Raw genomic sequence first — 18,054 nt, 5'->3', positions numbered from 1 at the left:
CGAAACGAAGGTGGTGCAGAAGCCTCGCTGTTGCACCGCCGTCGTCTGCGCAGGATCTGTCATTCACCTTTGAACACGGCTGCACGTTTGCCATGAAATGCCTCTACGCCTTCCTTGAAATCCAGGGAGCTGCGTAGGCGGCTATAGCAGTGGCCTTCCATTTCAATGGCCACGGTCAACGGCGAGTTTTCGTTGTCATTGATCAGACGCTTCGCGGTGCGTTGGGCCAGGGGCGAGAAGCGGCACAGCTCTTCCACCAGAGCGTCGACCGTGTTTTCCAATTCGTTGTCCGGCACACATTCGGTGGCGATACCCCAGTTGTAAGCCTGCTGCCCGCTGACTCGCTTGGCGCGCATGACCATGTGCTTGGTACGGGTGATGCCGATCATCTTCTGCAAGCGGGCGGAGCCACCCGAGCCGGGAATCTGACCCAGGTTCTGTTCCGGCAGCGCATAACGGGTGGTCTCTGAAGCAATGCGGAAATCACAAGCCAGGGACAGTTCGAAACCGACGCCAAAGGTGTAGCCGCGATTGGCGACAATCACCGGCTTCTCGCAGCGGGCAGGCGCTGCGACGTTCCAGGCGAGCTTGGACACATGCTCGGGTGAGGCCTCAAGAAAACCCTTGATGTCGCCGCCGCTGGAAAAGTGCTCGCCCTCCGAGCGCAGCACGATCACCCGGACTCCGGGATGTTCGTCGAGCGCTTCGAACACCTGGCGCAACGCATCGCGCTGAGGCATGGCGATCACGTTCAGCGGTGGACGGTTGAGAATGATGTCGGCGCGCTGCCGGGCCGTGTCCACCACGACTTGGAAGCCATCGAATTTGGTGTCGAGAAATTGCTGGATCGATTGCAGTTGCATGTGAATGTCCTCCTGGGGATTAGCACGCGGTCTTCAAGATTTTGTTCTGATGCTCTTCGAGCAGTACGCGACGCAACACCTTGCCGACCGGCGATTTAGGGATTTGCTCGATGAATTGGTAATGACGCGGGCGTTTGAACTTGGCCAGCCCCGAGGCAATGCAATGGGCATCGAGTTCGGCATGGCTGACGTCGCTGCGCAGTTTGATGAACGCGGCAATAACCTTGCCCCACTGTTCGTCTGGCAGGCCGACCACCACCACTTCTTCAACAGCGGGGTGTAGCGACAGCAGGCTTTCAATTTCCACCGGGCTGACATTTTCGCCACCGGTGATGATCAGGTCGTCGACCCGACCTGTGACGAAGAGGTCGCCGTCCGCATCGAAATAGCCGATATCACCGGTGAAATACCAACCATCGTGCAACGCCTTGGCCGTGGCGTCAGGGCGATTCAGATATCCTTCGAAGGCTTCGTCGCTAGCGAGGTCGGCAATGATCTGGCCTTCCTCACCTTGGCGGGTCGAGATGCTCGGGTCAGTGGAATCTATTGGCACGATGCGGATTCGCTGATTGAGCGCACCCCGACCGGACGAGCCAGGTTTTTGGTGGGCGTGCTGGTCGATCGTAAAGGTGTAGATTTCCGAACAGCCGTAATGATTGACGAACAATTCAGGCTCGAACGCTTGCTCGACACGTTTCATCAACCCTTCACTCATAGGCGCACCGGCAAAGCCGATTTTTTTCACGCTGGCTACCCGTTCCTTTCGAAAGCTCGGATGCTCGATTAGCATGTGATACAGGGTCGGCACCAGGTACAGGTTACTGACCTGCTGCTGCTCGATGGCTTGCAAGGTCGCCTCCACATCGAAGCGAGGTACACAGACAAAGTGTCCGTCGATCAAGGCCATCGACAGCAGCGAGCGCACGCCCATGGTGTGATACAGGGGCATCACGCCCAGCGTGCATTCGTCATGCCGGTACAGATTCTGCGCAACGTGGGCCACGGCTGCCGCGCGCTCGGCACGGTGGCGGCGCGGTACACCCTTGGGCTTGTTGGTAGTGCCGGAGGTATACAGCAACAGGGAAAAATCCTCGGCCGAGGCGCGCAGAATGGTGGAGGCGGGGGCCTCGGCACATAGCTCCTCGAAGCTCAGGTCCTCTAATGCCACACGCTCGCCACTGGCGATGCGCGGCAGGGCATTGGCACCGGAACAGGCCGCGAGCGCCGCAGCGGTGGCGTCGTCATAGGCGATGGCCTTGACCTGCGCATCGGCGATGCAATGCGCCAGTTCTTCGCCGGTAGAGCGCCAGTTCAACGGGGTCACGACAATCCCGGCGAATTGGCAAGCCCAATGCAGGGTCGCCATCTGCCAGCGGTTCTGCATTGCCACCAGCATCCGGTCGCCACGTTTCAGGCCCAGACGTTCCAGGCCATGGGCGGCACGTTGAATGACGACGAACCATTGCTGGTAAGTTTTTTTCAGGGCTGCATCGCTGACGGCCACCGCATCGGGACGGCGTTCGACTGCTGCGAGGAAGCTGCGTCCGAGATCGAACATTATTGTTTTACCTCCTGGTTCGTTTGACGTTGTGATGCCACTTCAAGAACAGCCCGGACCATACCGGTGTAACCGGTGCAGCGGCACAGATGCCCGGACAGCATGTCGCGAACCTGGGTTTCGTCAGGGACGGGTACCCGTTCGAGGAAGTCCACGCAGGACATGAGAATGCCCGCCGTGCAAAAGCCGCATTGCAGGGCGTGATGACGGCGGAATGCCTGCTGCAGGTCGCTGAGCACATCGTCCTCGGCCAGCGATTCCACGGTGTCGATGCGTCGCTCATGGCTCTGCACCGCCAGCATCAGGCACGAGCGCATGGCCACGCCGTCCACCAGCACGGTGCAGGCGCCGCAGACACCGTGTTCACAGCCGACATGCACGCCGGTAGTGCCCAGATCGTGGCGCAGGAAATCACACAGCTGGGTGCGAGGCTCGGTATTGGCTTGGCGGTCGCGTCCATTGAGTTTCAGATTGACGAGAAAAGCTTGGTCGGAATTGACGCGCATGATCACACTCCTTCAATTAGGCGCTGCCCCAGTTCGCGGACCAACTGCCGGCGATAGGCGGCGCTGGCGTGTACATCGTCCTGAGCGTCCAGCGACCAGGCCACTTCGTTCAAAGCCTCCTTGAGGGTGGCGCCACGCACTAGCCGCCGATGCTGCGGCCGGTCGCTGACGCCGCCGATGCCAAACTCCACCTGTTCCTCGCCTATCGCCGCCGCCAGGGCGACCATGGCGAAGTCACCATGGCGCATGGCGATTTCCTGGAAACGGTAGATAATGCCTTCACGCTTGAGAGGGAAGCGCACCTCGACCACCAGCTCGTCGGCTTGTTTATCGGTAGTCAGAATTCCCTGAAAGAACTCGCTGGCCTTGACGCGGCGCTTGCCTTTTTTCGATTCCAGGACGATTTCCCCGCCCAAGGTGACCAGGCACAGCGGCAATTCCGCGCTGGGGTCGGCATGGGCGACGGACCCGCAGACGGTGCCGCGATTGCGGGTCTGGAAATGTCCGATCCACGGCATGGCCAGGGCCAACAGCGGCACCTCGTCGGTCAATGACGGACGTTCCAGCAACTGCGCCTGACGCACCGCCGCACCCACCGCCAGACAATCCTGGTGTCGCTCGATGTAATTTAGGTCTGGCACATGGTTGACGTCGATTAGCAGTTTTGGCTGAGCCAGGCGCATATTCAGCACGGCCATCAGCGACTGGCCGCCGGCAATGATCCGGGCCTCCTGGCCATATTCGGCGAGCAGGTCGAGCACTTCGCGACGGCTGCTTGCGCGTACGTAATCGAACGAGGCCGGCTTCACTGTGCACCTCCTTTTCCCAGCAGGGCGGCAACGGTGGCTTTGAGACGTGTCCACCAGCTGTCGCTGATTGCCTGGCCGGTGACCCGTTGGGAAAGACGGGTGAATATCTGACTGATGATGACTTTCGAGGCTCCTTGGAGCATGCGTCCGCCCACTGCCGCGACCTTGCCGCTGACCGAGACCTGATAGTGGTATTCGAGGCGTGTGTGGCCGTTTTCCAGTTCGACGAAATGCACCTTGGCGTGGCCGATGGCCGATCCCATCGAGCTGCTGCCCGATCCGGAGAGACGCAGGGAGTGCGGCGGTTCCAGGTCACTGAGGGCAACCTTGGCCTCGAAACGCGCACGAATCATGCCGACGCCTACGGTGACATCGGCGCTATAGCGGTTTTCGCTTTCCAGTTCCAGTGCATGGCAGCCGGGGATAATTGCCTTAAGGGTTTGCGGATCCAGCAGGGCGTCGAATACCTGTTGCGGCGTGGCTGGGATCACCACCGAATCGCTGGCGCGAAGGGCCGAGCCACCGGCGGGTTCGGCCGGGAAACTGTCGTCCTGTAGCATGCCAGCGGGACGTGGCGGCTCGTCGATGCCGATCAGGGTGCGCACCCGTGACGGCGTCAGCGGCAAACGGATGTCGTCACGACCCAGCGCATCGGCCACGGCATTGGCGATGCACACCGGCGTGCTCATGTTGTTGCCTTCGCCGACACCTTTGGCCCCCAGGGGCGTGAAGGGCGAGGGCGTTTCCATGTGCAGGATCAGCGGCTCGATGACTTCCGGGGCGGTGGGCACCAGATAGTCGGCGAAGGTGCCTGACAGGAAACTGCCATCGGCGCCATAGGCGAACTCTTCCATCAGGGCGGCGCCCAGGCCTTGGGTGAAACCGCCACGTATCTGGCCGTCCACTAGGTCCGGGTTGAGCATGCGTCCGGCGTCGTGACTGGTGGTGTAACGATCGATATGGATGGCGCCGGTAACCGGATCGATTTCCAGCGCGCAGATATCGAAAACAAAGCCGTAGCACAGCGAGCTGTTGACCAGGTCTGCGTCATCCGGTGCAGTCAACTGCGGAGGCGACCAGAAGGCCGTTTCACGCATGCCACCGGACTCGCCCTCAGGGAGTAAGCCCGGCGCCCAATGCGCCGCCCCGGCAATTCGGTGAAAGGGGGCGGATGGGCCGTCCACCACGAAGATCTTGCCGTCGGCAAAGCGTACGTTCTGAGCGTCCACCTTGAGCTGCACGGCGGCCAACCTGGCCAGACGATCACGAATCTTGATTGCTGCCTGATACACCACGCCGGCCACGGCCCCGGCAAAGCGACTGGAGTAGTTGCCCGAAGCAATCGACCAGGCGTCTTTCTGAGTATCGAGCTCGACGTTGACAATGATTGACTCCAGGGTCACGCCCAGCACCTGGGCCACTACTTGAGCGACAGCGGTCTGATGGCCCTGGCCCTGAGGTGTGGAGGACACATGCACCGTCACGTCGCCCAACGGCCCGACCGTGATGGTGGCGGTACTCACCGCGCCGTTTTTCGGACCGGCCTTGCCACGCTCCTCGACGGTCATGGCGGTGGTGATATAGCCCATGTTGGATATTGACGGTTCAACCACTGCGGCATAACCGATGCCGTAAATCCTGCCTTCGGCGCGCGCCTTGTCACGGCGCTGGATCAGCTCGCCCAACCCGCCATCGTTGACCGCCAGGGCGATGCCCGCCTGGTAATCGCCGGAATCGAGCAAAGCGCCGGCGGCGGCCCGATAGGGGAAGGCGCCGGCAGGCACCAGGTTTCGGCGAATCACTTCCAGAGGATCAAGCTTGAGCTGCACGGCGATATGCTGCATCAGCCGCTCCAGGGCGAAATACACTTGTGGCCCACCGAACCCCCGGTTCAGCCCGGTAGGGGTCTTGTTGGTCAGTACAACCCGGTTGCGAACCAGTAGATTGCGTACGACGTAGGCCCCGGTGAGGTTGCCGTGCATGCGATAGAACGTAGCCGGTTCCGGGGCGCGAAGGTAGGCTCCGCAGTCATCGATCTGGTCATAGCGCAAGGCAGTCACCCGGCCATCGGCGTCCACCGCGGCTTCGATCTCAGTGACGCGGTTGGTAGCCGATGACGCACCCTGCAAGTGTTCCAGGCGATCTTCAACCCATTTCACCGGCGCGCCGACCTTGCGCGCAGCAAGGCCCATCATCACTACATAGGGGAAAACGCCCTGCTTGATGCCGAAGCTGCCACCGGAATCCTTGGGGGTGCGCAGGCGCAGACGATTGCCGGGTACGTTCAAAGCTCGGGCCATAACCGTATGCAGTGCGTATGGACCCTGGAAATTGGCCATGACGTCATACACGCCTGTGGTTCGCTCAAACTGCGCGAGAACCACATAACATTCGATTGGCGTACAGGAACTGCGCGGATACTGAACCTTCAGCGAGATCCGATGGGTTGCGGACTCAAAGGCCTGTTCCGGCTCGCCGTAGCGAAAATGACGTTCATTGACCACGTTGCTGCCGACAGCTTCATGGAGCAACGGCGCCTGTTCGCCGGTCGCTGCCTCCGGATCAATGATCGGCGGCAGTGGCTCATAATCGATGCGCACCGCTTCGATGGCGTCTTCGGCCAGATAACGATTCTCGGCAATCACCACCGCAACCGGCTCACCGACGTACCGTACCTTGTCGACAGCAACGCACCAATGCTCCATGGGCTGCCGCACACCCACCGGAAACGGCAGCGCCCAACGTTTGACGTCTGCGCCGACCAGCACGCCATGCACGCCTTTCATGGTCAGCGCTTTGGCGAAATCGATGGCGGTAATACGCGCATGGGCATGAGGAGAACGAACGATTGCCGCATGCAAAGTGCCGGGCGGAATGGCCGCGTCATCGGCGAATCGACCCAATCCGCGCAGCAGGGCTGCGTCTTCTACACGCGCTTGCCGCGCACCGATATGACCGGTGTTGGCTTGAATGTCAGGCAGATGACTGTTCATGTTTGGGCTCTTGTTTTTATACATCGCAGTCGTTGAACCTGCGATTGCTTTAGAGCCGAGTGTGAGCAATGAGGCCCAACAATGCCTTGCCTTGGCTAACGGAGTTCCGCGCTGGAGTCGGATGATTTGCCTTGGAGTCTGATTGACGGGATGGTGCAGCGTGCCAAAGATAAGCTGCGATAAACGCGAAGAAATCCGGTCTGTCGTTGTTCCAACCGGCTGCGGTCGCCTCAAGCTCTGTGGAAAACTCACCGAGCAGCTGAAAGCCCGCAGTCTAAAACAGCGATAGTTGACGATATTACGTCGTGCTTTCTGCACGGTTCGTTGGCCCCAGCATTGATCCGGGGGCAATTTTTAGAGGACTAGCGAAGGGTAGACAGTACGATCATTGACGGTTGTTCAGCGCCGCTCAAAATGTGGAAAGTCGGCGGCTTTCCGTGAGGGATCTGACCGCAATGATCGGCGTCCGCAGCGGCAAACGAGAGACGGATTCTGCTCCCGGCCTTGAACCCCCGTCGTGGCACCGGCTGTTGTCCAGTCCTCGGAACTCGCAGTGGAGCAAATCAACGCCGCCGGGGGAATCCTCGGTCGCCCGGTGCAGTTGGAGATAGTTGATGATGCGTCCGGCGCAATAGGCGCACAGAAAGCCTTTGATACGCTGGTGCTGGAAAAGAAAGTCTACGCCATCATCGCGATGGAAAGTAGCGCCGCGCGCAATGCCGCCTTGCCGATTACTTCCCGAGGTCGCGTGCCCTATATCTACACCTCGTTCTACGAAGGCCGTTCTTGCAATAAGTGGATGTATGTCAACGGCTGGGTCCCAGAACAGCAAGTTGCCCCTATAGTGGATTACTTCAGCCAAAAGCTCGGGGCCAAAAACTACTTTCTTGTCGGCAGCGATTACGCCTTTGGCCGGGACATGCTCAAATTTACTAAAGCGTACATTGAGCAACACGGTGGAAAGGTTATCGGTGAAGAGTACTTGCTGATGGACGGAAGTGACTGGACCGCAGTCATTTCAAAAATTCGCTCGACGCAACCTGATGCGCTTATCAGTGCCACAGCGGGGGGCGCACCTAACGTCTCATTGGCCAAGCAGTTGAAAGCAGCGGCGTTGAAGCTGCCTTATGGCAACCTGGCCATCGACGAAGGCACCGGCAAGACCATGGGTGATGTCGCAACGGGTATGTACATGTCCGCCTCCTATCTGACCAGTATCGACACACCGGAGAATAAAAAATTCCTGAGTGACCTCGGCCAGAAGTTTGCCGGGAACCTGTCCACGCCAAACGAGCATTCCGAACCGCAATATGAAGCCTTTTTTCTTTACAAGGCCGCGGTGGAAAAAGCCAACTCCATCGACGCCGCTGCGGTCGTAGCGGCGTTTAACGATGTCTCGATCGTCGGGCCACGCGGCGTTGTGCAAATGAATGCCAGCCGTCATACACCCTTGGCCTTGCGCCTGGGCCAAATACAAAGCGACGGTTCCATTCGCATTCTTGAAACCCAGGAAGCCGTCAGTCCAGGTATTCAATGCCCGAAATTTGTAAGGGGCCAATGTTTGATTTCTAAGTAACGCTTCACGCTGCATTCTCCCCGGAAGGAGACGTCATGGTGTTAATTCTAGATATAACAACAATAGCCATGCTGTTCATAGTGACGGCGGGACTGATGATGATTTTCGGCATCATGAAAATCGTCAACTTCGCCCACGGTGCCTTGCTGACCATGGGAGGGTACGCGGCGTTTGTCGTGACCCAACTGGGATGGAGTCCCTGGCTTGCGTGGCCGTTGGCTTTCGCGACGGGCATGATCGTTGGCGCGATCATCGAATACCTGATTGTCCGGCCGCTCTATAAACGCCCCCTGGATGCCATCCTGGCAACCTGGGGGCTGGGTATCGTCATCGGTCAATTGATCATTCTCGCCTTTAGCCGGGATGTGAAGTTTGCAGACGTGCCGCTGACCGGCACCTGGTCGCTGGGTGGAACGGATTACTCGGCTTATCGATTGCTGTTGATTCCCTTGGCACTCGGCTTGTGCGCGTTGCTGATGGCGCTACTCAACGGCACCCGCTTCGGTGTCAAAACCCGCGCCGTCATCATGAACGAGGCGTTGGCCAGTGGCCTGGGCATCCATGCCGGTCGCATACGTTTCATGACCTTCAGCCTGGGCGCGGGCCTGGGCACATTGGCCGGGGCCTTGATCAGTCCGCTTTCAAGTATTGACCCGAACATGGGGATTACCTGGCTGGTTTCTGCCTTTATGCTCGTCATGGTGTCCGGACATTCGATGCCCAGCCTGATTGTGACTTGCGCGGTATTTGGTGCCTGCCAAGTCATCGTGAACACCTACGCGAGCCCGGTACTGGGCGGGCTCACGATTGCCGTGTTGGCGGCGTTGACCTTGCGTATTCGTCCAAAGGGGTTCGCACATGACTAACTCTACGTTGCAGGCGGCGAGCCCCACCGGATGTCGTCATCATTGCCACCGGAGGATTGCCGAACACCGAGGTGCTTGAGTACGGCAACGAATGGGTCGTCAGTACGTGGGATATCCTTGCTGGCGACGTCAAGCCTGCGGAGTCGGCGCTGGTGTTTGACTATAACGGCGGTCATCAAGCGCTGACCGCCGCGGAGTTCATGCTCGATCATTGCTGCGAGCTGGAAATCGCTACGCCCGAACGCATGCTCGGCCCGGACATTGGTGGATTGAACACGCCGCCCTATTTGAAGGCCTTTGCCGAACATGGCGTGCAACAGACCTTGAGCCATCAACTGACGGGCGTGCGGCGTGAAAACGGCAGGCTGGTGGCTACCTTGCGCAACCGATACGCGGACATCACCAGCGAACGGGTGGTGGATCAGGTCGTGGTTGAGCACGGCATCCTGCCACTGGACGATTTGTATTTCGAACTCAAGGCGCTGTCGTGCAATCGCGGAGAACTGGATCATCAAGCCTTTATCGACATAGAACCCCAATTGCTGGGGGAGGGCGGTCCTGGGTTTCAGTTGTTCAGGATTGGCGATGCGGTGAACAGCCGGGACATCCACGCTGCGATTTATGACGGGATGAGGTTGTCCATTGCGCTTTGAGCGAGTGCGCCAAGCAGGATATTCGCGCCATTGGCCAATTGCTGTATTACTTCAGGCGTTTGATTCAGCGGCTAGGATGCAGTTTTGCTTGGACACAGGACCTAGCGGCTTTCACAGGCGTCAGCAGTTTTTTTGGTTCGCAGTGACGGTCCGGCCTGATGGCTGTCGCCTAGAGAGAGCCTGTCGACCAATAGCCCGTGCGAGCATCAGAAATCGTTTGTAACGGGTACCGTCACTTCGTCTTTTACAAGCTCCATCACTGCATAGGAATGTGTTTGATGGACATTTGGTAAACGCCCAATCTTCTGACCTAGTACAGCTCTCACGCCGTGCGGCGTTGTACCCGCGGTTGGGAAAACCAGGATGTCGACAGTGACGAGCAGTGCCTGCCCCGGTAATGTCTGCACACGTCCGATCAGCTCAAGCGCAGTAACTGTGCTGCTGGCTCAGGATCAGTTGCTTGGCCGCGCGCCACGCGCGCTCGATGATTTGCGCCGAACTGTCATCGGTAAATTGAGCGGCGGTCAGGCGGCGGACCTGCTCGCGGGGGAGCGACAGCTTCGCGCCCCCGCCCATCGCCAGCACCTGTGCCTGACACGCGCGCTCCAGGAAATAGATTTCATGGAACGCCTCGGCGCAATCGCTTCCCGCAGCCAGCAGGCCATGATTCCTGAGGATCATGGCCTTGTGCGGGCCGAGGTCGCTGACCAGCCGGTCCCTTTCACTTTCGTGCAGCGCAATACCCTCGTAGGGGTGGTACGCCAGCTTTCCATAGAATTTCAAGGCATGCTGACTGATCGGCAGTAGGCCGTCTTCCTGGGCCGACACCGCTATTCCCGCGGCAGTGTGGGTGTGCACGACGCAATGCAGCTCAGGGCGCGCGTGGTGGATGGCGGAATGAATGATGAAGCCCGCCTGATTGATATCGGTCGGGTCGATGCCCGGCGTCACGGGCGCGCCCTCATAATCGATCACCACCAGATCCGATGCGCGCATGTGTTCGAACAGTACGCCGTATTTGTTGATCAGGAAGCGGTCGGTGTAGCCGGGCACGCGCAAGCTGATGTGTGTGTCTATCAGGTCGGTCATCCTGAAGTGAGCCATCAGCCGGTACAGGGCGGCTAGCTCGCAACGAGCGTCCCACTCGGCGTCATCGTAAACACAGGTGTTGGTCATGAAACGCTCCTGTCTAGTCTGCTGCTTGGTTTTTGAGATGGCCGAAGCTGGACGGTTTACGTGAATGATCCGGCAACGCCAAGGAGCCTTGCGCGACTTTTTTCACCAGGTATTGATAGGTCTGCAGCGCTTGCGACCACATGTGTTCCCCGATCGCCAGTGCGTCATAGCTAGCGGCACTGTCCGCTTGCTGCGCGAACTGTGGCAGGGGGGCGATCCGGGTGTGGTAATCGCAGGCGTAAAACAATGGGAAAGAGTAGCGCTCCTGCGCCACCTTACGAACCCGGTGCGCCGTGGCGACGAACTCGCCGGCGGTCATCACCTCGAGCATGTCGCCAATGTTGACCACGAAGGCATCGTCCACGGGCGGGGCATCGATCCAGTCGCCGTTATCGTTCATGACTTCCAGCCCGGGTTGATCGGCCAGCAGGATCGTGAAGCATTCGTAGTCCGTGTGCGCGCCGATACCGGGGGCATCGTGCGCCTGTTCATCGAACGGGTAATGGATAAGGCGCAGTTTGGATGGCGGACAGGTGACGAACTGCTCGAAATGATCTTCCGGCAAGCCCAGCGCCAGCGCGAAGCCGCTGAACAGCCTGGAGCCCAGGGCGAACACCGCCTGGTAATAGTCGGTGACGCGGGGCTTGAAGCCCGTCAGCGTGGGCCAGTCGTTGCTGCCGATCAGCGGGGTGCCGGCTTGCACCAGCGGGTGATCGTCCGGGGCCGGGAAGCCGACGTCGAACGCTTCCTTGTGGTCTGGCCTGGCGTTCTTGGAATAGACCTCTTCGCCTTCCGGCACATACCCTTTGTGGGTCTTCGAGGCGCCGATGTAGTAGGCCATTTTGCTCGCCATGTCCTGGGCGAAGAAATCCCTGGCGGCATCGCGCAGATTTTTGATGAGCGCGGGGTTGATGTCGTGTCCCTTGATGTACAGGAAACCGACATCACGGGCCGCCTGGCCGAGTTCAGCGGCGACCTTCATGCGGTCAGCGAGATCGGCACTGTACAAACCACTGATATCGACGATGGGGATACAGGTGAAATGCTTTGAGCTCATGGCGGGCACCTATTCTGAACCGATGAATTTAGCGAAGTGGGCGCGTTCGGTTGCACCCATCCAGCTGTTGATTTCCCATAGCTCACCCACCGGTTCATTGCTGAACGGGACGTGGTGGAGGTAGCCGTCAGGACCAAATTCGGGCGTCAGGGTCGTTCGGCTGTAACCCCGGGTGCGCTGGGATGCCCAGACCTGTTCCCAGTGGTGCTGGTGGAAGTTCAGGGCCGCCGCGTACTCGGGTGCCGCTGGATGCGGCACTTGCGGACCCTGATCGTAGCCGACCCGGGCTTGTATGTGATGGACCCGGGAGATGAAGTCGCTCAAGTCATCGGTGGCATGATCCAGCAGGCGCTCGCACACCACGATCCAGTGGCTGATGTCGGTGGTGAACAACAGCTGCGGAACCTGCCTGGCCACCTCCAGCGTGACCCAGGGCGAGTACAGCGAGCGTGACCTGTGGGTTTCGAAGCAGCACAGATGGCCGCTGGCACGAGCGATCTCCAGTGCTCGTGCGAAAAAGTCGATCTGCTGTGGCAGCGACCAGCGATCATTGCCGGCCAGGACGTTGATGAAGCGTGGCTCAAACGCATCGGCCCACCCCAGCTTCCGCCGAAAGTCCTCCAGATGAACGTCAGGGCTGGCGTTCTGATCGGGGAGCACGTCATAGGCGGTGAACAGGATGGGAATGTAGGGAATCTGTTCGCTGGCCAGCAGGCGCGCGGCGTTTGAGCGCGCTTCAACGGTAGCCGGCAGGCGCGCTTCCACGCCGTCGAAGCCTTTGGCGCGCAATTCCTGGATGGCGGTTCGCCAATCTCCCTGATAGCCCCAAAGTGTGCGAAAAATATCGAGCTCCATCATGCTACCTTCGGTCGTACCTGTGGGAATGTCTTGCACGCGAGATGATCACCTGGTTTGAGGCCTTCACCTTTGATCGGTGGGGCGAGGTCGCTTTTCACATCGATGACGCGCACATCGTCCCCCGCCCAGCACGTGGACAGCACCCGTCGTGCATGCGACAACGGGTTGCCTGGCGCCCCGTGAAGCATCCGGCAATGGAAGATCAAGCAGTCCCCCGGTTGTAGCTCCCAGGACACAATTGTGTGCTCGTGTCGGGTGGCGTCTACGTCCGGAACCGGCAGGCGCGCATCGCGGGTGCCGTCGAATGTGCTGTTCTTGTCGAAGGGCACGGCTTCGAATACCGGTGATTGCAGGTGTGAGCCCTTAGCGAACTCAAGGGTGTTGGCCATTGACACCGGATCGAGCGGGGCCCAGATGGTCAGGGCCTGATTGCCCTCGAAACACCAGTAGGACTGGTCCTGGTGCCAAGGCGTGGTTTTGTTGCTTCCGCTGCCTTTGACCAGCAGGAAGTCGTGATAGAACGTCACCGTCTCGGACTTCATCAGGGCGCCGGCAATGTCCGCCAGCGGCCCTTCAAAAGCGAACTCTTCGAACGACTTGTGGCGCTGCCAGAGCATCACATCACCAAAAAATGCCCCGGCCTGGCCGGGCTCGCCAAATTTGAAATGATCGGGGCCTGGGTTTTCGTACGCGTGGATGACGGCTTCCTCGAGGCGCTCCAGCCAGGCGCGGCCTATGGCGCCGCGCAGGCACACCACGCCATCGGCCTGGAAGGCCTGAAGGGCTGACGGATCGCCAGGGCTGTAGGATGGGTGAGTATTCAATCTGCGGGCCTCCGGTTGAATAAAAGTAAAAATTTGGACGAAGATAGCCGTCCGATGCCCGCAATTTCGCATGTCACGCGGTCCGAAAAAAAACGATATTTTTTCTTCATTAATTATAGTTTTTCTCACGAAGGCCAATATTATGCGTAGGCTGCTCCCGCCGCTGAATCCACTGCGAACCTTCGAGGCGCTGGCTCGCCTGGGCAGTATCGGCGCGGCCGCGCATGAGCTGAGCGTGACCCACGGTGCAGTGAGTCATCAGATACGCGCCCTGGAGGACAGCTTGGGCACGCACCTTTTTCATCGGGACAAGCGAAGCCTGCGGCTCACCCAGGCCGGGCAGCTCTATTCGCAGAATGTCAGGCAGGCGCTGAACCTGATTGCCGAAAGCACGCTTAAGTTGAGCATTCCTTCTACGACGGGGCGCCTTTACGTCACCTGCCCACCGACTCTGGCCGCGTGCTGGCTGGCCAAGGAGCTGCGGGATTTCAGGCGTCAGTTCCCGGAGATCCGTCTCGACATCAAGCCCCACAACCTGGACCACCAGAGCATTTCCAGCTCCAGCTACGACATCGCAATCATTTATGGCAGCGGCGACTGGGGGGATCGATCGGTACGGCGCCTCACGGCCATTGAAATGTACCCGGTGTGCAACCCGAGGTTCTTTTCCGGCGGGGAAACACCCCGGCAGGTTTCCGACTTCAGGGGCGAGTGGCTCCTGCATGAGGACGATGGGGGCAACTGGAAGCGCTGGCTGGCATCGGTGGGGGTGAGGGTCGAGGGTTTCGCCGACGGTACGTATCTTTGGGGGGGCCACCTGGCTATTGAGGCGGCGGCCAGCGGACTGGGGATCGCCGTGGGCGACGACATCGTCTGCGCCAACTATTTCCAGCACGGGCGGCTGGTGCGCCTTTTTGACAACAGCGTGCCCGCGCCTGGTGCGTATTACACGGTTTGCGAAGCCAGCAGGGCGGATGAGCCAATGATTGCGCTGTTCATCGACTGGCTGGAAAGCCGCATGCGTGATGCCTGGGCGCGCTAATCAACGTTTTCTGGCCCCGCATTTGCTTGGAAAATACCCGGCTTGAATAAGGCCGGACGCCTTACCCTTGTTATGTTGAGAAAAACTATATAGTCACCGCGCAAATACTCGATTGAATTTTTTTACCGCTTGTCAATAATTCTAGTCATTGGTCCAGAGCTGCCCCACGGTGGCCCCAGTGAGTAGTGATGTCTGAAATGAACATTAAGCAAAGCCTCAAAGCCACGGGCATCGGCAAGCGATACGGCAACTTCGTGGCCCTCGATGACATCCATCTGGATATCCAGGAGGGCGAGTTCCTGACTCTCTTGGGCCCTTCGGGGTCTGGCAAGACGACCTTCCTGATGATCCTGGCCGGCTTCCTTGCACCCGATGCCGGGCAGTTGATTCGAGCGGGCCAGGACGTCACCCGGGTGCCGCCGGAGAAGCGCAACTTCGGTATGGTCTTCCAGGGGTATGCGCTGTTTCCGCACATGACCGTTGCTGAAAACGTCGATTTTCCCCTCAAGCTGCGGGGCATGAAGCCGACCGAGCGCGAGCGCAAGGTCAATCGGATACTCGACGTCGTCGGCCTGGGCGCACACAAAGGCAAGAAGCCGACCCAGCTCTCCGGTGGTCAGCAACAACGTGTGGCGATCGCCAGGGCCCTGGTCTTCGAACCTGAACTGCTGCTGTTGGACGAGCCACTCTCGGCACTGGACAAAAACCTGCGCGAGCAGCTTCAGAGCGAACTGCAGAGGATTCACCGCGAGGTGGGCACCAGCTTCGTCTTCGTCACCCACGATCAAGGCGAGGCGCTTGCGCTGTCCACCCGGATCGCCATTTTCAACCAGGGGCGCCTGGAGCAGGCGGGTTCACCACGGGACATCTACGAGCGGCCCATCAGCCGCTTCGTGGCCGAATTCATCGGCAAGACGAACACCTTCGATCTCAACAACGTGCAGCGCGAGGGCAACGCCTACGCCAGGAAAATCGGCGAGCATTGGGTCCGCGGAGAAAGTGACCGTGTGTACGTTCAGGAGCATCTTGTGCTGGCCGTTCGGCCGGAACACCTGACCGTGGATGACACCCCCCGGACCGATCCGTCGTTCAACTCGTTGCAGGTCACCGTTCACGAGCGCGTCTATCAGGGCCCGATCACGCTGATGAACCTGCGGGCGCTGGACGGCACCGAGCTGCAGATTTCCGTGCCCAGTCACAACGTCCTGTCGAGCGGTTCGGCAGGGCAGTCACTGTACATAAGCTGGCCGATTAGTGCTGGCACCGTGCTGCCTTATTAACCTGCCCTCATCCACCCTTCGCTAGGAAAAGACTTATGAATCATCACCACCAGCGTGACTGTATTGAGGTTCTGGTTGAAAAGGCGCAGCGCGGGCAAATCAGCCGCCGTAGCTTCGTGAAGGCCATGGGCGTGTTGGCAGCGGTTCCACTGGCGATGCGCGGCAATATTTCCTGGGCGACGGATAAACCGCTGGTCTTGGTGAACTGGGGGGGCGACGCGATCAATGCTTACAAAAAAGCCTTCACCGATAGTTTCACCAAAGAAACCGGCATCGAGATCAGGATCGACGGCAGTGGCCCGACCGAGGGTGCCATTCGCACCCAGGCGTCCAGCGGCAACCCAAGTTGGGACCTGGTCGACGCGGAGCCCTACACCTCGGAAACACTGGGTCGGGAGGGGATCCTGGTGCCGATCGATTACGGTGTGGTCGACAAGAGCCAGGTGGGGCCTGGGTTGGCCAACCAATACGGGGTGGCCGGCTATCAATACAGTTACGTCATTGCCTGGGACAGCAAGAAGTTCGGCACGAAGGGCCCGGCCACCTGGGCCGACTTTTTCAATGTCGACCAATTTCCTGGTAAGCGCACGCTTTACAAATGGATGAATGGCGTGCTCGAAGCGGCCCTGATCGCCGATGGCGTCACGCCTGACAAGTTGTACCCGCTGGATGTGGCCAGAGCTCTGCGCAAACTCGACGAGTTGAAACCCCATGTATTGGCTTATTGGAGTTCGGGCGCCGAAAGCCAGCAGTTGATGGTCGAGGGCGAAGTCAGCGTGGGGGCCATCTGGAACACTCGCGCCTTGCTGATCAACGAAGACTCCGAAGACCGGATCAAGTGGAACTACGACAACGCGTTTATCACGCCGAGCAGTTGGTCGGTGCTCAAGCATGGTGACGCGGACAGGGCGCCGGCCATGCAATTCATCAATTCGGCATTGGCGCCTCAAAAGCAGGTGGAGCTTTTGAAGTTGATGGGTAACGGTACCACCAACCCGAGATGCGCTGGCATGCTCTCGGCGGAGTGGCTGGCCAAGGACTGCGGCTCACCGGAAAACCTGGCCAGGCAGGTCAAGCTCGACATCGAGTGGTACGTCGACAACTACGGCGCGACGCTGGATCAATACCTGAGCAGGATCGGTAACTGATGAGTAAGCCGGTCTGCGCGAACAAGGGCATCGGCTGGCTGTTCTGGCCGGTTCCGCTACTGATCGTTGCCTTTTATCTGATCCCCTTTCTGGGGGTGGTGACGTGGAGTGTGTCGATGCCCGAAGTCGGGCTGGACAACTACGCTCGCATCGCCACGGATGCCAATATCCGCGACGTGATCTTCAGGACCCTCAGGATTTGCCTGCTGGTCAGCCTTGTCGCGACGGTACTGGCCTACCTGTTGGCGTTCACCTGGGTATTCAGCAACAAAAGGTGGCGGTTCTTCGTGGAGATCGGCGTGTTCCTACCGTTCTGGCTTTCAGTCTTGGTGCGCACCTTCGGCTGGCTGATTGCCTTGAAAAGCAACGGCCCCGTCAACAACCTGTTGATGATGACGGGGCTAATCGACAGCCCTCTGCAGTTAACCCGAAACGAACTCGGCGTGACGATCGGAACCGTGCACTTCCTGATTCCGTTCGCGTTCTTCCCGTTGCTGCAAGCCCTGCAGAGGGTCGATCAGCGCATCGTCCTGGCGGCGCGGGGTCTGGGGGCCGGACGCCTGCGCACGTTCTGGCAAGTGTTCTTTCCGCAGACCGTCAGTGGCGTCCTGGGTGCTTTCATCATGGTGTTCGTGTTCGCCGTCGGTTTCTTCATCATCCCGGTGCTGCTGGGCGGTGGCCAGACGGTCATGATCGCTGAATACATCTTTTTGCAGATGTTCCAGACCTCGAACTGGGGGTTGGGTGCGGCGTTGAGCATCGTCGTGCTGCTGGTCGTGGGGTTGCTGTCCTGGATCCTGGTCAAGTACGTCAAGTTCGGTTCAGTGGCCAGCGAGGAAAAATGA

Annotated in this window: 16 protein-coding genes; 7 read left to right on the top strand and 9 right to left on the bottom strand. The window is 59.4% G+C overall.

What is annotated here, in order from left to right:
- Positions 1-59: 59 nt before the first annotated feature.
- Genes J3P96_RS17060 through J3P96_RS17040 form a run of 5 tightly spaced genes read right to left on the bottom strand, consistent with a single transcriptional unit; the run spans position 60 to position 6,729 of the window.
- Positions 60-863 (bottom strand): enoyl-CoA hydratase/isomerase family protein, encoded by an 804-nt coding sequence (locus tag J3P96_RS17060; RefSeq protein WP_434652506.1) that lies wholly within the window; start codon positions 861-863, stop codon positions 60-62.
- 19 nt (positions 864-882) lie between these two features.
- Positions 883-2,421, bottom strand: a complete 1,539-nt coding sequence (locus J3P96_RS17055; protein ID WP_434652504.1) for an AMP-binding protein — start codon at positions 2,419-2,421, stop codon at positions 883-885.
- A complete protein-coding gene (locus J3P96_RS17050) occupies positions 2,421-2,927 on the bottom strand; it encodes a (2Fe-2S)-binding protein (protein ID WP_434652502.1) in 507 nt (168 codons plus the stop codon). The genes J3P96_RS17055 and J3P96_RS17050 overlap by 1 nt, the downstream gene beginning before the upstream one ends.
- A gap of 2 nt (positions 2,928-2,929) precedes the next feature.
- On the bottom strand, positions 2,930-3,736 hold the full coding sequence (locus J3P96_RS17045) for an FAD binding domain-containing protein (protein WP_434652500.1): 807 nt from the start codon (positions 3,734-3,736) through the stop codon (positions 2,930-2,932).
- Positions 3,733-6,729, bottom strand: a complete 2,997-nt coding sequence (locus J3P96_RS17040) for a xanthine dehydrogenase family protein molybdopterin-binding subunit (protein ID WP_434652498.1) — start codon at positions 6,727-6,729, stop codon at positions 3,733-3,735. Before J3P96_RS17040 ends, J3P96_RS17045 begins: the two co-directional genes overlap by 4 nt.
- 553 nt (positions 6,730-7,282) lie before the next feature.
- Between J3P96_RS17040 and J3P96_RS17035 the strand changes: the two genes are divergently transcribed.
- The 3 genes from J3P96_RS17035 to J3P96_RS17025 are packed head-to-tail and all read left to right on the top strand — an operon-like array spanning position 7,283 to position 9,824.
- The gene (locus tag J3P96_RS17035; protein WP_434652496.1) at positions 7,283-8,305 is read left to right on the top strand and encodes a substrate-binding protein; all 1,023 of its coding nucleotides are present in this window, start codon (positions 7,283-7,285) and stop codon (positions 8,303-8,305) included.
- Between the two features lie 35 nt (positions 8,306-8,340).
- Positions 8,341-9,171, top strand: a complete 831-nt coding sequence (locus J3P96_RS17030; protein WP_434652494.1) for a branched-chain amino acid ABC transporter permease — start codon at positions 8,341-8,343, stop codon at positions 9,169-9,171.
- Positions 9,172-9,227: 56 nt separating this feature from the next.
- Positions 9,228-9,824 carry a hypothetical protein gene (locus tag J3P96_RS17025; RefSeq protein ID WP_434652493.1) on the top strand — a complete coding sequence of 199 codons (597 nt, stop codon included), beginning with the start codon at positions 9,228-9,230 and terminating at the stop codon, positions 9,822-9,824.
- Between the two features lie 420 nt (positions 9,825-10,244).
- Here J3P96_RS17025 and J3P96_RS17020 read toward each other — a convergent pair whose 3' ends face one another.
- Genes J3P96_RS17020 through J3P96_RS17005 form a run of 4 tightly spaced genes read right to left on the bottom strand, consistent with a single transcriptional unit; the run spans position 10,245 to position 13,739 of the window.
- A complete protein-coding gene (locus J3P96_RS17020; RefSeq protein ID WP_434652491.1) occupies positions 10,245-11,000 on the bottom strand; it encodes a class II aldolase/adducin family protein in 756 nt (251 codons plus the stop codon).
- A gap of 13 nt (positions 11,001-11,013) precedes the next feature.
- Positions 11,014-12,057, bottom strand: coding sequence for an isopenicillin N synthase family dioxygenase (locus J3P96_RS17015; protein WP_434652489.1), 1,044 nt, complete (start codon positions 12,055-12,057; stop codon positions 11,014-11,016).
- Positions 12,058-12,066: 9 nt separating this feature from the next.
- Positions 12,067-12,912: a sugar phosphate isomerase/epimerase family protein gene (locus J3P96_RS17010; RefSeq protein WP_434658225.1), complete on the bottom strand. Its 846-nt coding sequence runs from the start codon at positions 12,910-12,912 to the stop codon at positions 12,067-12,069.
- Positions 12,912-13,739: a phytanoyl-CoA dioxygenase family protein gene (locus J3P96_RS17005; RefSeq protein ID WP_434652487.1), complete on the bottom strand. Its 828-nt coding sequence runs from the start codon at positions 13,737-13,739 to the stop codon at positions 12,912-12,914. Before J3P96_RS17005 ends, J3P96_RS17010 begins: the two co-directional genes overlap by 1 nt.
- Positions 13,740-13,881: 142 nt before the next feature.
- Here J3P96_RS17005 and J3P96_RS17000 point away from each other — a divergent pair, with 142 nt between their 5' ends.
- The 4 genes from J3P96_RS17000 (at position 13,882) to J3P96_RS16985 (ending at position 18,054) form a co-directional block, all read left to right on the top strand.
- Positions 13,882-14,781: a LysR substrate-binding domain-containing protein gene (locus J3P96_RS17000; RefSeq protein ID WP_434652485.1), complete on the top strand. Its 900-nt coding sequence runs from the start codon at positions 13,882-13,884 to the stop codon at positions 14,779-14,781.
- Between the two features lie 188 nt (positions 14,782-14,969).
- Positions 14,970-16,061 (top strand): ABC transporter ATP-binding protein, encoded by a 1,092-nt coding sequence (locus tag J3P96_RS16995; protein ID WP_434652483.1) that lies wholly within the window; start codon positions 14,970-14,972, stop codon positions 16,059-16,061.
- Between the two features lie 35 nt (positions 16,062-16,096).
- A complete protein-coding gene (locus J3P96_RS16990; protein ID WP_434652481.1) occupies positions 16,097-17,209 on the top strand; it encodes an ABC transporter substrate-binding protein in 1,113 nt (370 codons plus the stop codon).
- Positions 17,209-18,054 carry an ABC transporter permease gene (locus tag J3P96_RS16985; protein WP_434652479.1) on the top strand — a complete coding sequence of 282 codons (846 nt, stop codon included), beginning with the start codon at positions 17,209-17,211 and terminating at the stop codon, positions 18,052-18,054. The genes J3P96_RS16990 and J3P96_RS16985 overlap by 1 nt, the downstream gene beginning before the upstream one ends.

The sequence above is a fragment of the Pseudomonas sp. R3-56 genome (genome assembly GCF_051132075.1).
In the GTDB taxonomy this organism is placed as follows: domain Bacteria; phylum Pseudomonadota; class Gammaproteobacteria; order Pseudomonadales; family Pseudomonadaceae; genus Aquipseudomonas.
The sequence above is the reverse complement of the archived record's forward strand: the minus strand, read 5'-3'. Positions and strand labels throughout refer to the sequence as shown.

Coding starts and splice junctions, on each gene's coding strand:
- J3P96_RS17030 (WP_434652494.1), top strand. CDS start 8,341: ATGGTGTTAATTCTAGATATAACAACAATAGCCATGCTGTTCATAGTG.
- J3P96_RS16985 (WP_434652479.1), top strand. CDS start 17,209: ATGAGTAAGCCGGTCTGCGCGAACAAGGGCATCGGCTGGCTGTTCTGG.
- J3P96_RS16995 (WP_434652483.1), top strand. CDS start 14,970: ATGTCTGAAATGAACATTAAGCAAAGCCTCAAAGCCACGGGCATCGGC.
- J3P96_RS17060 (WP_434652506.1), bottom strand. CDS start 863: ATGCAACTGCAATCGATCCAGCAATTTCTCGACACCAAATTCGATGGC.
- J3P96_RS16990 (WP_434652481.1), top strand. CDS start 16,097: ATGAATCATCACCACCAGCGTGACTGTATTGAGGTTCTGGTTGAAAAG.
- J3P96_RS17010 (WP_434658225.1), bottom strand. CDS start 12,912: ATGGAGCTCGATATTTTTCGCACACTTTGGGGCTATCAGGGAGATTGG.
- J3P96_RS17000 (WP_434652485.1), top strand. CDS start 13,882: ATGCGTAGGCTGCTCCCGCCGCTGAATCCACTGCGAACCTTCGAGGCG.
- J3P96_RS17050 (WP_434652502.1), bottom strand. CDS start 2,927: ATGCGCGTCAATTCCGACCAAGCTTTTCTCGTCAATCTGAAACTCAAT.
- J3P96_RS17055 (WP_434652504.1), bottom strand. CDS start 2,421: ATGTTCGATCTCGGACGCAGCTTCCTCGCAGCAGTCGAACGCCGTCCC.
- J3P96_RS17040 (WP_434652498.1), bottom strand. CDS start 6,729: ATGAACAGTCATCTGCCTGACATTCAAGCCAACACCGGTCATATCGGT.
- J3P96_RS17015 (WP_434652489.1), bottom strand. CDS start 12,057: ATGAGCTCAAAGCATTTCACCTGTATCCCCATCGTCGATATCAGTGGT.
- J3P96_RS17020 (WP_434652491.1), bottom strand. CDS start 11,000: ATGACCAACACCTGTGTTTACGATGACGCCGAGTGGGACGCTCGTTGC.